Source organism: Pseudomonas sp. NFACC41-3, assembly GCF_900109505.1.
Taxonomy (GTDB): Bacteria; Pseudomonadota; Gammaproteobacteria; order Pseudomonadales; family Pseudomonadaceae; genus Aquipseudomonas; species Aquipseudomonas chlororaphis.
In genome coordinates, this window is the sequence record NZ_FOAE01000006.1 from 637,455 (window position 1) to 652,681 (window position 15,227).

The 15,227-nt window shown below is 65.8% G+C and carries 11 protein-coding genes; 9 read left to right on the top strand and 2 right to left on the bottom strand.

From position 1 onward, the window contains the following. The first annotated feature begins 2 nt into the window (after window positions 1–2). The 3 genes from BMY68_RS27415 to speA all read left to right on the top strand — a co-directional run bounded on the left by BMY68_RS27415 (window position 3) and on the right by speA (window position 3,347). A complete protein-coding gene (locus BMY68_RS27415) occupies window positions 3–539 on the top strand; it encodes an NUDIX hydrolase (RefSeq protein ID WP_007921639.1) in 537 nt (178 codons plus the stop codon). A 299-nt stretch (window positions 540–838) separates the two neighbouring features. Further along, a complete protein-coding gene (locus BMY68_RS27420) occupies window positions 839–1,210 on the top strand; it encodes a translation initiation factor Sui1 (protein WP_007921638.1) in 372 nt (123 codons plus the stop codon). A gap of 223 nt (window positions 1,211–1,433) precedes the next feature. Next, on the top strand, window positions 1,434–3,347 hold the full coding sequence (speA, locus tag BMY68_RS27425; protein WP_009041986.1) for an arginine decarboxylase: 1,914 nt from the start codon (window positions 1,434–1,436) through the stop codon (window positions 3,345–3,347). 60 nt (window positions 3,348–3,407) lie between these two features. Here speA and BMY68_RS27430 read toward each other — a convergent pair whose 3' ends face one another. Then, the gene (locus tag BMY68_RS27430) at window positions 3,408–4,754 is read right to left on the bottom strand and encodes an MATE family efflux transporter (protein ID WP_085533703.1); all 1,347 of its coding nucleotides are present in this window, start codon (window positions 4,752–4,754) and stop codon (window positions 3,408–3,410) included. 178 nt (window positions 4,755–4,932) lie between these two features. Here BMY68_RS27430 and BMY68_RS27435 point away from each other — a divergent pair, with 178 nt between their 5' ends. Then, the gene (locus BMY68_RS27435; protein WP_085533705.1) at window positions 4,933–9,837 is read left to right on the top strand and encodes an alpha-2-macroglobulin family protein; all 4,905 of its coding nucleotides are present in this window, start codon (window positions 4,933–4,935) and stop codon (window positions 9,835–9,837) included. 80 nt (window positions 9,838–9,917) lie between these two features. Here BMY68_RS27435 and BMY68_RS27440 read toward each other — a convergent pair whose 3' ends face one another. Continuing rightward, window positions 9,918–10,211, bottom strand: a complete 294-nt coding sequence (locus tag BMY68_RS27440) for a hypothetical protein (RefSeq protein WP_007921634.1) — start codon at window positions 10,209–10,211, stop codon at window positions 9,918–9,920. A 217-nt stretch (window positions 10,212–10,428) separates the two neighbouring features. On the opposite strand from BMY68_RS27440, the gene pbpC reads away from it, so the two are divergent. The 5 genes from pbpC (at window position 10,429) to BMY68_RS27465 (ending at window position 15,224) form a co-directional block, all read left to right on the top strand. Further along, a complete protein-coding gene (gene pbpC / locus BMY68_RS27445) occupies window positions 10,429–12,741 on the top strand; it encodes a peptidoglycan glycosyltransferase PbpC (RefSeq protein WP_275668610.1) in 2,313 nt (770 codons plus the stop codon). A 66-nt stretch (window positions 12,742–12,807) separates the two neighbouring features. Beyond that, on the top strand, window positions 12,808–13,110 hold the full coding sequence (locus tag BMY68_RS27450) for a MazG-like family protein (protein WP_009041990.1): 303 nt from the start codon (window positions 12,808–12,810) through the stop codon (window positions 13,108–13,110). Further along, complete coding sequence (locus BMY68_RS27455; RefSeq protein WP_007928683.1) at window positions 13,110–13,859, top strand: methyltransferase; 750 nt, start codon at window positions 13,110–13,112, stop codon at window positions 13,857–13,859. Before BMY68_RS27450 ends, BMY68_RS27455 begins: the two co-directional genes overlap by 1 nt. Before the next feature lie 12 nt (window positions 13,860–13,871). Further along, a complete protein-coding gene (locus BMY68_RS27460; RefSeq protein WP_085533709.1) occupies window positions 13,872–14,483 on the top strand; it encodes a DUF4136 domain-containing protein in 612 nt (203 codons plus the stop codon). A gap of 183 nt (window positions 14,484–14,666) precedes the next feature. Beyond that, the gene (locus tag BMY68_RS27465; RefSeq protein ID WP_085533711.1) at window positions 14,667–15,224 is read left to right on the top strand and encodes a DUF4136 domain-containing protein; all 558 of its coding nucleotides are present in this window, start codon (window positions 14,667–14,669) and stop codon (window positions 15,222–15,224) included. Window positions 15,225–15,227 lie beyond the last annotated feature (3 nt).

Below are 15,227 nucleotides of genomic sequence, written 5' to 3' on the forward strand. Positions count from 1 at the left end.
TCATGGTGGTTACCTCCAATGAGGCCGCGCATCGCGCGGCCTCCGATGCCGAACAAGTCGCCTGGGTCGATGGCGAAGACCAGTTGCTGGGCACGCTGGCACGCTCGGAGTTGCGCGAGCGCGGCCTGATCGGGCGCGGCACCTATATCCTGCTGTTCAATTCCGCCGGTGAGCTGTGCGTGCATCGGCGCACCTTGAGCAAGGCCATTTATCCCGGTTACTGGGACGTGGCCGCGGGCGGCATGGTGCTGGCCGTCGAAAGCTACGCCGAGTCGGCGGCCCGGGAGCTGGAGGAAGAATTGGGCGTGAGCGGGGTGGAATTGACCGCCCATGACCATTTCTTTTTCGAAGACACCGACAATCGTCTCTGGTGCTCGGCCTTTTCGGCGGTCTGGGACGGGCCTCTGCGCCTGCAGCCGGAAGAGGTGCTGGAAGCGCGCTTCATTGCGATCGACGAAGTGATGCGGGAAATCACCGAAAAGCCCTATTGCCCGGACTCCCTGGCGGCCTTGCAGCGCTATCTGGCGCGGCGTCGCTAAAGTTGTATAAATTGGCGCGGTTAGGCTCTTAGCAAGTCGGCTTTTTGCCGTTACACTGCGCGACCTTTTTCAAGCTGAGCCGGCGTTGCTTTTTGTAGGAGCGAGCTTGCTCGCGATGGACGTTAACGATAACGCATGCTCTCAGATAGCCCCCGTTATCCTTGTGTTCTTCGCGAGCAAGCTCGCTCCTACGAAGATGTACCGGTCCAGTAGCGCTGCCCCTGCCTGAGTGGGGCTTCGCGGTCGATGGCACAGGCCATGTGCTTCGACCAGTCTTTGTCCTCCCAAGAGGATTGCCGGTGGCCAAAAAAGCCGCATCCTTCGCCGCCCTTGGCGGCCTGGTATTTTCCACCGACGCAGGTCGACATTGCCCGGACTGTAGCCAGCCGGTGGCAGCCTGCATCTGCAAACAAACCGTTATCCCTGCCGGCGACGGCATCGCTCGCGTGCGTCGCGAAAGCAAGGGCCGTGGCGGCAAGACGGTGACCACCATCACCGGCGTGCCGTTGGCCGAAGACGCGCTCAAGGAACTGGCGACCACGTTGAAGAAACGTTGTGGCACCGGTGGCGCGCTGAAAGACGGTGTCATCGAGATCCAGGGCGATCATGTCGAGCTACTCTTGGCAGAGCTGATCAAGCACGGTTTCAAGGCGAAGAAGTCCGGCGGCTAGCAGCCTCTGTGAAAACCACCCCCGACTTGATGCAGCCCTGATCCGATTCAGGCTCGCCGTCGTCTTCATGGTTTTCACAGAGCCTGTTCATGACCGGTTTCTAAACTCAGCGCTGTAACCGAGGTCTACGTCCTCGTTGCAGGCTAATCGTCATTTTCATTCTTTAGACTGCGCCAGCCCCGGACCGGGGTGGCGCTCTATGACTTCTTTATAGGGGACTTCGATGTCCGTACGACGCACACGCAAAGACGATGGCAGCCAATGGACAGTTGCGGACAGCCGCAGTGTTTATGGGATTCGCCATTGGGGGGCCGGGTATTTCGCGATCAATGACGCCGGTCGCGTCGAAGTTCGTCCGAACGGCCCGAACAGCTCGCCCATCGACCTGTTCGAACAAGTCGAGGAGCTGCGCAAGAGCGGCTTGTCCCTGCCGCTGCTGGTGCGCTTCCCGGATATCCTGCAGGACCGCGTGCGCCAGCTGACCGGTGCCTTCGACGCCAACATCGAACGCCTGGAATACCAGAGCAAGTACACCGCGCTGTACCCGATCAAGGTCAACCAGCAGGAAGCGGTGATCGAGAACATCATCGCCACCCAGAACGTCTCCATCGGCCTGGAAGCCGGCTCCAAGCCCGAGCTGCTGGCGGTGCTGGCGCTGGCACCGAAAGGCGGCACCATCGTCTGCAACGGTTACAAGGACCGTGAGTTCATCCGCCTGGCGCTGATGGGCCAGAAGCTGGGCCACAACGTGTTCATCGTGATCGAGAAGGAGTCCGAGGTCGCCCTGGTGATCGAAGAAGCCGCCTCGCTCAAGGTCAAGCCGCAGGTCGGCCTGCGCGTGCGCCTGTCGTCCCTGGCGTCGAGCAAGTGGGCCGACACCGGTGGCGAGAAATCCAAGTTCGGCCTGTCGGCGGCGCAGCTGCTGTCGGTGGTCGAGCGTTTCCGCGGCGCCGGCCTGGACCAGGGCATCCGCCTGCTGCACTTCCATATGGGCTCGCAGATCGCCAACCTGGCGGACTATCAGCACGGCTTCAAGGAAGCCATCCGTTACTACGGCGAGCTGCGCAACCTCGGCCTGCCGGTGGATCACATCGACGTCGGCGGCGGCCTGGGCGTGGACTACGACGGTACCCACTCGCGCAATGCCAGTTCGATCAACTACGACATGGATGACTACGCCGGTGTCGTGGTCGGCATGCTCAAGGAGTTCTGCGACGCGCAGAGCCTGCCGCATCCGCACATCTTCTCCGAAAGCGGCCGTTCGCTGACCGCGCACCACGCCATGCTGGTGGTGCAGGTGACCGATGTCGAGAAACACAACGACGACGTGCCGCTGATCGAGAACAAGGAAAGCCTGCCGGAAACCGTGCAATGGCTGGTGGACCTGCTGGGCCCGACCGATATCGAGATGGTCACCGAAACCTACTGGCGCGCCACCCACTACATGAGCGACGTGGCCGCCCAGTACGCCGACGGCAAGCTGACTCTCGCCGAGAAAGCCCTGGCCGAGCAGTGCTACTTCGCCGTGTGCCGGCGCCTGCACAACTCGCTGAAGGCGCGCCAGCGCTCGCACCGCCAGGTGCTGGACGAACTCAACGACAAGCTGGCCGACAAGTACATCTGCAACTTCTCGGTGTTCCAGAGCCTGCCGGACACCTGGGCTATCGACCAGGTCCTGCCGATCATCCCGTTGCATCGCCTGGACGAAGAGCCGCTGCGCCGCGCCGTGCTGCAAGACCTGACCTGCGACTCCGACGGCAAGATCAACCAGTACGTCGACGAGCAGAGCATCGAGACCAGCCTGCCGGTGCATGGCCTGAAAGAGGGTGAGGACTATCTGCTGGGCGTGTTCCTGGTCGGTGCCTACCAGGAGATCCTCGGCGACATGCACAACCTGTTCGGCGATACCGACTCGGTGAACATCTACCAGAACCCGAACGGCACTGTGTACCACGCCGGCATCGAGACCCACGACACCATCGAAGACATGCTGCGTTACGTGCACTTGTCGCCGGAGGAGTTGATGACTCATTACCGCGACAAGGTGGCCAGCGCGAAGATCAGCGCCAGCGAGCGTACCCAGTTCCTCGACGCCCTGCGTCTGGGCCTGACCCGCTCGTCGTACCTGTCTTCCTGATAGGTCGACCGTTCGAAAAAAACCACCGCTTGCGGTGGTTTTTTATGCGCGCCGGAAAGCTCAGCGGGCCGGGCTGAACCAGCCGTCGTGCCGGCGCAGCCCGAGGGCGAAGGCCAGCAGGGTCAGGCTGCGCACCAGCATGAACAGCAGGAAGGTCAGCCACAGGCCGTGGTTGCCCAGCCCCTGCAAGGCCCAGGCGCAGGGCACGGTGATGAGCACGCTGAGCAGCATGCCGTTGCGCATTTCCCGGGCGCGGGTGGCGCCGATGAACAGGCCGTCCAGCAGGTAGCTCCAGACCGCGATCAGCGGCAGGGCGGCGAGGTAGGGCAGGTAGGTGAAGGCGGTCTGGCGCACTTCGGCGATGTCGGTCTGCATCTCGATGAACAGGTGCCCGGCGCACAGGAACAGCACGGCAAAACCGATGCTGGCCAGCAGCGACCAGCCGCCGGCCACCACCAGCGAACGGCGCAGCGTCAGGCGATCGCGGGCGCCGATGGCGTGGCCGCACAGGGCTTCCACCGCGTGGGCCAGGCCGTCCAGGGCGTGGGCGGTCAGCAGCAGGCCGTTGAGCAGCAGCGCGTTGGCGGCCACGGTCGCGTCCCCCAGGCGCGCGCCTTGCACGGTGATCAGGAAGAACACCGATTGCAGCGCCAGGCTACGGATGAAGATGTCGCGGTTGACCGCCAGCAACGGTCGCCAACTGGCCCAGCGCTGCAACGCCGCCCAGGCAATCCGCCCCGGATAGGCGCGCAGCGCTGGGCGGGTCATGGCCAGGCCGATCAGCGCGCCGGTCCATTCGGCGATCACCGAGGCCCTGGCCGAGCCGGCCACGCCCCAGTCCAGGCCCAGCACGAACCACAGGTTGAGGGCGATGTTGATCAGGTTGGTGCTCAGCAGGATCGCCAGCGGCGCCCGGGCGTTCTGGGTGCCGAGGAACCAGCCGACCAGGGCCATGCTGGCCAGCGCCGCCGGCAGCCCGAGCAAGCGGGTATGGAAGAAGGTGCGAGTCATTTCGTCCAGCTCGGCCGAAGGCTGCATCAGCTGCAAGGCCGCGCCGCTCAGTGGCACGCCTATGGCGCCCAGCAGCAGGGCCAGCCCCATGGCCAGCAGCAGGCCTTGCACCAGGATCTGCCGCAGCGCCGCACCGTCGGCGCGCCCGGCGGCCTGGGCGGCAAAGCCGGTGGCGCCCATGCGCAGAAAACCCATGGCCCAGGCCAGGAAGGTATAGAGGCTGGCGCCGACCGCCACCGCGCCGAGCTGGTGGGCGTGGGGCAAATGGCCGATGACGGTGCTGTCGACCAGCGCCACCAGCGGCACGGAAATATTGGAAAGAATCATCGGCGCGGCCAGCGCCCACACCCGAGCATGGGTCGGACGGTGGCGCCAGGCAGAAATCAGGCTGGACATGCAGGCTCCTTGAGAACGGGCATTGTAGCCGCTTGCCCGCCCGGCCATGCCATCCCGATCACGGCCCGAATCCTACAAAGAGGCCACCCTCAGTCGATCAATGTGCGCTGCGCCACAGCCAGCCGGACGGCGGTGAGATATAGTTCAACCCTTCGATACTCCTGCCAATGAGTGCCCCATGTTTAACAAAGGATTGTTCCTGGCCTGTGCGCTGGCCTTGCTGAGCGCTTGCGATTCCTCGACCTCCGACAAGGCGGCGACTCCTTCGGCTCCGACAGCGGCAGTGCCCGCGGCCAAGGCCCGGCCCGTGCAGGATGTCGCTGTGCTCAAGCAACGCTACGCCGGTCGCGAGTTGAACGTGGTGGACGTGTCCGAGGTGCAGCTCGACGGGGCCAGCACCCTGTCGGTGAGTTTCTCGGTGCCCCTGGACCCGCAGCAGAAGTTCGCCGACAAGCTGCATCTGGTGGACAGCAAGAGCGGCAAGGTCGACGGCGCCTGGGAGCTGTCGGACAACTTCATGGAACTGCGCCTGCGCCACCTGGAGCCGCAGCGCAAACTGGTGCTGACCGTCGACGCCGGGCTGCGCGCAGTGAACGACGCGACCCTGGCCGCCGAATACGTCAGCCGCCTGGAAACCCGTGACCTGCAGGCCACGGTCGGGTTCGCCAGCCGCGGCACCCTGTTGCCGACCCGCCTCGCCGAAGGCCTGCCGGTGATTGCGCTGAACGTCGACAAGGTCGACGTCGAGTTCTTCCGTATCAAGCCCGAATCGCTACCGATGTTCCTCGCCCAATGGGGGCGCAATAACAGCCTGCACAGTTACGAGTCCCGGGAACTGCTGCCGATGGCCGACCTGGTGTATGGCGGCCGCTTTGACCTCAACCCGGCGCGCAATACCCGGGAAACCCTGCTGCTGCCGATCGCCGGGCTCAAGCCGCTGCAACAGCCGGGCGTGTACCTGGCGGTGATGCGTGCCTCGGGCACCTACAACTATTCGCAACCGGCGACCCTGTTCACCCTCAGCGACATCGGTCTGTCGGTGCACCGTTACCAGAACCGCCTGGATGTCTTCACCCAGGCCCTGGAAGGCGGCAAGGCGCTGGACGGTGTCAGCCTGGAGCTGCTGGACGGCGAAGGTCGCGTGCTCGGTCAGGGCAAGACCGAGAAGGGCGGCCATGCCGAGTTGCCGCTGCCGAAGAAAGCCGAAGTGCTGCTGGCCCACCAGGGTGAGCAGACCAGCCTGCTGCGCTTGAACGGCGCCGCCCTGGACCTGGCCGAATTCAATATCGGCGGCCCCCAGCCCCATCCGTTGCAGTTCTTCGTGTTCGGCCCCCGCGACCTGTATCGCCCGGGTGAAACCGTGCTGCTCAACGCGCTGCTGCGGGACAAGGACGGCAATGCGGTCAAGCCGCAGCCGGTGAGCGTCGAAGTGCGCCGGCCGGATGAGCAGGTCAGCCGCAAGTTCGTCTGGGACGCCGATGCCTCGGGGCTCTATCAGTACCAGTTGCAACTGGCCGGCGAAGCGCCGACCGGGCGCTGGCAACTGGTGTTCGACCTCGGCGACGGCAAGCCGCAACTGTACGAATTCCTCGTGGAAGACTTCCTGCCCGAGCGCCTGGCGCTGGAACTCAAGGGCAGCGACACACCGCTCAAACCGGACGAGACCGTCGAGATCAGCGTCAATGGCCGTTACCTGTATGGCGCCCCGGCCGCCGGCAATCGCCTGAGCGGCCAGATCTACGTGCGGCCGCTGCGCGAGGCGGTCAAGGCCTTGCCGGGCTACCAGTTCGGCTCGGTCACCGAAGAAGAGCTGAGCCAGGACCTGGAGATAGAAGAGTCGACGCTGGATGAAAACGGCGAAGAACTGATCGCCCTGGAAAGCAAATGGGCCGAGGCCCGTTCGCCGCTGCAACTGATCGTCCAGGGCAGCCTGCAGGAGTCGGGCGGTCGCCCGATCACCCGGCGGGTGGTGCTGCCGGTATGGCCGGCGGACAGGTTGCCGGGGCTGCGCGCGCTGTTCGACGGAGCGGAAACCGACGGTGACGGCCCGGCCGAGTTCGAGCTGCTGGTGGCCAACAATGAAGGCCAGAAGCTGGCGGCGGACAACCTCAAGGTGCGCCTGGTGCGCGAGCGCCGCGACTACTACTGGAACTACTCGGAAAGCGACGGCTGGAGTTATCACTTCAACGAGAAATTCCTCACTCAGGACGAACAGGTCCTGAGCATCAAGGCCGGCGATACCGCGAAGGTCAGCTTCCCGGTGGAGTGGGGCCCTTATCGCGTCGAGGTCGAAGACCCGCAGACCGGGCTGGTCAGCAGCCTGCGTTTCTGGGCCGGCTACCGTTCCCAGGACAACGCCGAAGGCGGCGCGGTGCGGCCCGACCAGGTCAAGCTGGCGCTGGACAAACCGCTGTATGGCGACGACGACACCGCCAATGTCACGGTGACCCCGCCGGCCGCCGGCAAGGGCTACCTGCTGGTGGAGTCCAGCGACGGTCCGTTGTGGTGGCAGGAAATCGACGTACCGGCCGAAGGCAAGAGCTATGCGGTCAAGCTCGATCCGAAATGGGCGCGCCACGACCTGTACGTCAGTGCGCTGGTGATCCGCCCCGGCGAGCGCAAGGCCAACATCACCCCGAAACGCGCGGTGGGCGTGTTGCACCTGCCCCTGGATCGCACCCAGCGCAAGCTCGGCCTGACCCTGACGGCGCCGGAAAAAATGCGCCCCAAACAGCCGCTCAAGGTGAAGATCCAGGCCAGGAACGCCGATGGCAGCGTGCCGAAACAGGCCCATGTGCTGCTGGCGGCGGTGGACGTGGGCATCCTCAACATCACCGAATACCCGACCCCGGACCCGTACTCCAGCCTGTTCGGGCGCAAGGCCTATGGCGCCGACCAGCTGGATATCTACGGCCAGTTGATCGAAGCCGGCCAGGGCCGCCTGGCCAGCCTGGCCTTCGGTGGTGATGCGGCGCTGGCCAAGGGCGGCAAGCGCCCGGACACCAGCGTCACCATAGTCGCCCTGCAAAGCGCGCCGGTGACCCTGAACGAGCAGGGTGAAGGCGAAGTCAGCGTCGACATCCCCGACTTCAACGGCGAACTGCGCCTGATGGCCCAGGCCTGGACCGACGAGCGCTACGGCATGGCCGAAGGCAAGACGGTGATCGCCGCGCCGCTGATCGCCGAACTGTCGGCGCCGCGTTTCCTCGCCGGCGGCGACCAGACCACCCTGGCGCTGGACCTGTCCAATCTGTCGGGCAAGGCGCAGAAACTCGATGTGCAACTGAGCGCCGAAGGCCAGCTGGCGCTGGTCAACGAAACCCGTCAGAGCGTGCAACTGACCCAGGGCCAGCGCACCACGTTGCGGATTCCGGTGCGGGCGCTGGGCGGCTTCGGCCAGGGCAAGGTCAAGGTGCTGGTCAATGGCCTGGACCTTCCGGGCGAGAGCCTGCCACCGTTCAGTCGCGAATGGACCCTGGGGGTGCGACCGGCTTACCCGGCGTTGCTCAGGCATTACCGCGCGGTACTCAAGGATCAGCCCTGGAGCCTGCCGGTAGGCGAGCTGGCGGCGTTCGAGCCGGCCGGGCGTGAAGCACTGTTGAGCCTGTCGAGCCGGCCGCCGCTGAACCTCGGCGAGCAGATCCGCGCACTCAAGGCCTACCCCTACGGCTGCCTGGAACAGACCACCAGCGGCCTGTACCCGGCGCTGTACGCCGATGCCGTCAGCCTGAAACGCCTCGGCCTGGAAGGCGAGCCGGATGCCGAGCGCAAGCGCAAGATCGAGCTGGGCATCGAACGCCTGCTGGGTATGCAGCGTTACAACGGCAGCTTCGGCCTGTGGGGCGCGGACGGCGAGGAGGAATACTGGCTGACCGCCTATGTCACCGACTTCCTGCTGCGGGCCCGCGACCAGGGTTTCGCGGTGCCGGCCGAGGCGCTGAAGAAGGCTAATGAACGCCTGCTGCGTTACCTGCAGGAGCGCAACCTGATCGAGGTCAACTACAGCGAAAACGCCGAGCACACGCGCTTTGCCGTGCAGGCCTACGCCGGGTTGGTATTGGCACGCAGTCAACAGGCGCCGCTGGGCGCGCTGCGCAGCCTGTTCGAACGGCGTACCGATGCGCGCTCCGGCCTGCCGTTGGTACAGCTGGCCATCGCCTTGCAGAAAATGGGCGACCAGCCACGGGCCGAGCAGGCCTTGACCGCGGGCCTCGCGGCTTCGCGCAACAGCAAGGACTGGCTGGCCGACTACGGCAGCCCGCTACGGGATCAGGCGCTGATCCTGGCGTTGCTGGAAGAGAACGACCTGGCCAAGGGCAAGCGCGAGGAGCGGCTGTTCGAGCTGTCCGACCAACTGGCGGCCAGTCCGTACCTGTCGACCCAGGAGCGCAACTCGCTGTTCCTCGCCGGTCGCGGCCTGCTGGGCAAGCCGGAAGCCAACTGGACCGCCCAGCTGAGCAGTGGCGCCGAAAGCCGCGAGCTGAACAACAGCCAGCCGGGGCTGAAGCTGGAAGGCGCGTTGCTGGCGTCGCCGTTGTCGATCAGCAATCAGGGCAGCGAGCCGGTGTACCAGCAACTGACCATTTCCGGTTATCCACAGCAGGCGCCGCTGGCCGGTGGCGAGAACCTGAGCATTCGGCGCGAATACCTGGGGATGAACGGCCAGCCACTGAACCTGCGGGCCCTGGGCAGCGGCGACCTGGTGCTGGTGCACCTGGCGGTCAGCGCCAAGCAACGGGTGCCGGATGCGCTGGTGGTGGACCTGCTGCCGGCCGGCCTGGAGTTGGAAAACCAGAACCTGGCGCAGAGCGCCGCCAGCCTGGAAAACGCCAGCAGCCAGGTCAAGGAGTGGCGCGAGTCGATGCAGAACGCCAGCCTCAAGCACCAGGAGTTCCGCGATGACCGCTACGTGGCGGCGCTGAACCTGGACGGCTACGACAGCGTCACGCACCTGCTGTATCTGGCACGCGCGGTCACGCCCGGCACTTATCGTGTGCCGCCGCCGCAAGTGGAGTCGATGTACCGGCCGAACTGGCAGGCCGTGGGTGAAACCCTACCGGAGATGGTGATCAAGGGGCGTTGAGAAGGGTGATCGCGGCAAGCGCGTTCCTTATGTAGGAGCGAGCTTGCTCGCGATACGACCGCGCAGCGGTCGTCTATCGGTCAGTGCACCACCCAGCTCAGCAGCCACAACCCCAGCAGCAGCCAGATGATGCCCATGACGATCGAGGCGCGCATGAAGGCGCGGACCGCCGAGTACAGCAGCATCAGCCCGACGATCAGGGTGATGATGCTGATGATCGAGGTGTCCATGCCCAGCGCCCGCGACAAGCCGTCGATAAAGTTGCCGCCAGCGTTGGTCAGGGCGTTGAACAGACCGCTGAGGCCATCGACGATAAACCGTATGACCGAGCCCAGCGCCTGGCCGAGCCATTCAAAAAAGCTTTCTACCTGCATGCGTGCATCCTGATGAAAAAGTTGGCGTGCTTGCCAGACCTGAGCCTTTGGCCATCAATCGCGCTGGCGAGTTCCGTTCCAAGCATAGAGGTTCGCGGGTTTGATTTTTCGATTAGTTGCATCGCGCCTGCGCAGTTTTTGGTGGCGAATATTTGGCCAGGCACAGTCGCCCGGCTTGCCATCGCCGCAACCAAGCGGTCGCCGAGGCTGGCGCATCCTGCGGACCGTGCTGGGCGGCCTGTTGCTGCTGTGGGCCGGGCTTTGGCTGGCCGACCGCATCTGGCCGCTGCCGCTGCCCAAGGATGACCTGGCGCGGGTGGTGCTGGCCGAGGATGGCACGCCGTTGTGGCGCTTTGCCGATGGCAATGGCGTCTGGCGTTATCCGGTGCGCACCGACGACGTCTCGCCCTATTACCTGGACGCGCTGCTGACCTACGAAGACCGCTGGTTCTACAGCCATCCCGGGGTCAACCCGATGGCGCTGGCGCGTGCCGCCTGGCAGAACCTCACGGGCGGGCGGGTGTTGTCCGGCGGCAGCACCCTGTCGATGCAGGTGGCGCGTCTGCTCGATCCCCACTCGCGAACCTGGCACGGCAAGCTGCGCCAGCTGTGGCGCACCGCGCAGCTGGAATGGCACCTGAGCAAGCAGCAGATCCTCACGCTCTACCTCAACCGCGCGCCGTTCGGCGGCACCTTGCAAGGGGTGGCCGCGGCCAGTTGGGCTTACCTGGGCAAGTCGCCGCAGCACCTGACCCACGCCGAAGCGGCGCTGCTGGCGGTGCTGCCCCAGGCGCCGAGCCGGCTGCGCCCGGACCGGCATGCCGCGCGGGCACAGGCAGCCCGGGACAAGGTGTTGCAGCGCCTGGCGCAGTTCCAGGTCTGGCCGCAGTCGGCGGTAGACGAAGCCTTGCAGGAACCCCTGTTGCTGGCGCCGCGCCTGGAACCGAGCCTGGCGCCCCTGCTCGCACGGCGGCTGAACCGCCCGGACAGCCCGCCGCTGATCCGCACCACCCTGGACGCCAACCTGCAACGGCGCCTGGAAGACCTGCTTTTGGGTTGGCGCGCGCGCCTGCCGGAACACACCTCGGCGGCGATCCTGGTGGTCGAGGCGCAGACCATGGCCGTGCGCGCCTACCTGGGCTCGGTGGATATCAACGACGCCCGGCGCTTCGGCCATGTGGACATGATCAGCGCCATGCGCTCGCCGGGTTCGACCCTCAAGCCCTTCCTTTATGGCATGGCGCTGGATGCCGGGCTGATCCATTCCGAATCGCTGCTGCAGGACGTGCCACGGCGGTATGGCGACTACCGGCCGGGCAACTTTTCCATGGGCTTCAGCGGCGCGGTGTCGGCCAGCACCGCCCTGGCCACCTCGCTGAACCTGCCGGCGGTGCAACTGCTGGAAGCCTACGGGCCGAAACGGTTTGCCGCCGAGATGCGCATCGGCGGCATGCCTTTGACCCTGCCGGCGCTGGCGGAACCGAACCTGGCGCTGATTCTCGGCGGCGCCGGCAGCCGCCTGGAGGATCTGGTCAGCGGCTACAGCGCCTTCGCCCGTGGCGGCAAGAGCGCGAGCCTGCGCCTGCAACCGGACGATGAGTTGCGCGAGCGGCCGCTGCTGTCCCCCGGTTCGGCGTGGATCGTGCGGCGCATTCTCAGCGGCCAGGCGCGCCCGGACCGCGACCCGCGAGCCGAGCTGGTACAGCGCCCGGTGCTGGCCTGGAAGACCGGCACCAGCTACGGCTTTCGCGACGCCTGGGCGATTGGCGTCGGGCCGCGCTACCTGATCGGCATCTGGATCGGCCGCCCGGACGGCACCCCGGTGCCGGGGCAGTTCGGCCTGGCTTCGGCAGCGCCGTTGATGCTGCAAGTGCACGATGTGCTGATCAACCGCGACAGCCAGCGCGGCATCAGCGCGCCGGTGCAGCCGGTGCCGATGAACGTCGGGGTGGCGACGATCTGTTGGCCGCTGGGCCAGCCCATGAGCCGCAGCGATCCGAACTGCCGCCGCCAGCGTTTCGCCTGGACCCTGGACGGCACCACGCCGCCGACCTTGCAGGCGGCGGATCAGCCCTTGGGCGTCGGCCTGCTGGAAAAAGTCTGGGTCAATGCCAAGGGCCTGCGGGTCGATGCCAAGTGCCCGGGGGCGCAGGCGCGGGATATCGCCCTGTGGCCGGCGCCGCTGGAGCCCTGGCTGCCGCGCATCGAACGGCGTGAAGCGCGCCTGCCGGCCAACGACCCGGAGTGCCCGGGGCCGGCCCTGGCGGCAGCGGCGCCGTTGTCCATCGTCGGCGTGCGCGAGGGCGATCGCTTGCGCCGTCCGGCGGCCAGCCAGGAACTGCTGCGGCTCAAGCTGTCGGCCCTGGGCGGCAGCGGCCGGCGCTGGTGGTTCGTCAACGGCGAGCCGCTGGGCGAGAGTGCCAACCAGGACAGCATCAACGCCAGCTTCGAACGGTTGGGGCCTTATCAACTGAGCGTGCTGGACGAAGGCGGGCAGACGGCGCGGGTTGAGTTCAGCGTTATCGATTGAGGGGGCGGTGCGGGCCTTGCCTTCATCCGCCATCCCCCCGAAGCTATACGCCTTCAGGAGACCCCGATGAACCTAGACGAACTGACCCAACGCCTGCACGCCATTCGCGACCGCAATGACTGGCGGCAATTTCACAGCCCGAAGAACCTCGCCATGGCCGCCAGCGTGGAGATGGCCGAACTGGTGGAAATCTTCCAGTGGCTGAGCGAAGACCAGTCGCGGCAACTGCCGGCGGACAAGCTGGCCCACGCCGGCCAGGAAGTCGGTGACATCGTGCTCTACCTGTTGCTGCTGTGCAGCGAGCTGGGCCTGGACCTGGAGCAGGTGGTGCGCAGCAAGCTGGCCGACAGCGAACGGCGGTTCAGCTGATGAGCGACCGTCATTTCGACCAGCTGGCGACCCGTTTCGCCGAAAAAATCTACGGCGGCGCCAAGGGCGCGATCCGCCTGGCGGTGCTCCAGGCCGATCTGGCCGAAGCCTTGCCGGACCGCCCGCTGCGGGTGCTGGATATCGGCGCCGGGCTGGGGCATATGTCGCTGTGGTTGGCCCAGCGTGGCCATCAGGTGACCCTGGCCGAACCGGCCGAACCGATGCTCGAGGGCGCTCGCCAGCGCTTCGCCGAGGCCGGCCAGCAGGCGACCTTTATCCAGGCGCCCTGGCAGGACCTGCTGGGCCAGCTCACCGAACCCTATGACCTGGTGCTGTGCCATGCGGTGCTGGAATGGCTGGCCGAGCCCCACGCGATCCTGCCGGTGCTGCATCAACTGACCACCCAGGACGGCTGGCTGTCGCTGGCGTTCTACAACCGCGATGCGCTGATCTATCGCAACCTGCTCAAGGGCCACTTCCGCAAGATGCGCAAGAACGATATGGCCGGCGAGAAGCAGAGCCTGACCCCGCAACAGCCCCTCGATCCGCGGGAACTGGCGGCGCAACTCGACGGCTTGTGGCGGGTCGAAACCCAGAGCGGGGTACGGGTTTTCCATGACTACATGCCGGTGGAATTCCAGGCCCGCGCCGAGTTGCTGGACCTGTTGGAAATGGAATTGGCCCATCGTCGTCACCCAAGCTTTGCCGGGCTTGGGCGTTACCTGCACTGGATTTGTCGTCCGGTCTGAGCGGAGCTCGAAATGAAACGCCACGCTGGTTTGCTTGTGCTGTGCCTGGGGCTGGCGGCCTGCCAGAGCCCCAACCCCTATGTCGCCAGTTCCAATCCACTGCCGCCAGCGCCCCCGCAGGCGGCCGGCACCTTCGACCGCAGCGCCTACCCCGCGCCCCAGCGCGACTATGGCCGCTATCGCAGCTGGGCCTGGCGCAACGGGCGCCTGCCCAATGGCTCGGCCTGGGCCGATTCGGCGCAGGTCGCCGAGGCGGTCAGCAACGCTCTCGACCAGCGCGGCCTGCGTCCGTTGCACGACAACCGTCCGGCGGACCTGTGGGTCAGCGCCGACCTGCACCTGGAAAAGCGCCTGCGCCAGGTCCAGGACGACTACGGCTACGGTTACGGCGGTTATGGCTACAACCGCTACGGCCCTGGTTATGGCATGTACAACACAGTGCCGGTGGTGCGTACCTACGAGGTGGAAGTCGTGGTGGTACGGGTCAACCTGTTCGACGGCGGCAGCGGCCAGCCGGTGTGGAGCGCCAGCGCGGAAACCTCGAGCCAGGGCAGCCTGAGCGAGCGCGCCGATGCGTTGCGCGAGGCTGTGGAAAGGGCCATGGCGGCGTATCCTCCTAGTTAGGCTCTCTACGAAAAGTGGCTGCGCTCGGTCATGCTGCGTTAAAAACAGGCTCGGAATGCTCATGTAGGCCCCTACACTCCGCTTCCTCGCCTGTTTTTGCCTTGCCTGACCTTCGCTCGCCGACTTTTCGTACAGACCCTAGCGACATCCCTTCAGGTGCATTTGCTCTTCTGGAGAAACATCATGTTCCGCCCTCTTGCTTTACTGGCCCTGGCCGCGCTGCTCAGCGCCTGCGCCGCCAACCAGGTCAACCATGACTTCGACGCCAGCCGCGACTTCGCGGCCTATCGCAGCTGGAGCTTCAAGGAACCCGCCCTGCAATACCGCCCCGACGATCCGCGGATCAAGAGCGACCTCACCGAGCAGCGCATCCGCCAGGCCGTCAGCGATCAACTCGACCAGCGCGGCCTGCGTCCGGCCGCGGCGGGCAGCAAGGCCGATCTCAGCGTCCAGACCTACCTGATCGTCGAGAACCGCCAGCAACAGGTCACCACCAATTACGGCGGCGGCTGGGGTGGCCCGTGGAACGGCTACTGGGGCGCGCCGATGTACAACGAAACCCGCAACATCACCTACAAGGTCGCCACCATCCAGATCGACCTGCTCGATGGCAAGGACGGCAAGCTGGTGTGGCGCGGCAGCGACGAGCAGATACTCAGCAGCACGCCAAATCCCGCCGATCGCAGCACGGCGATCAGGGAAACCGTCGGCCGGATCCTGGCGAACTACCCGCCCAGGTAAGTC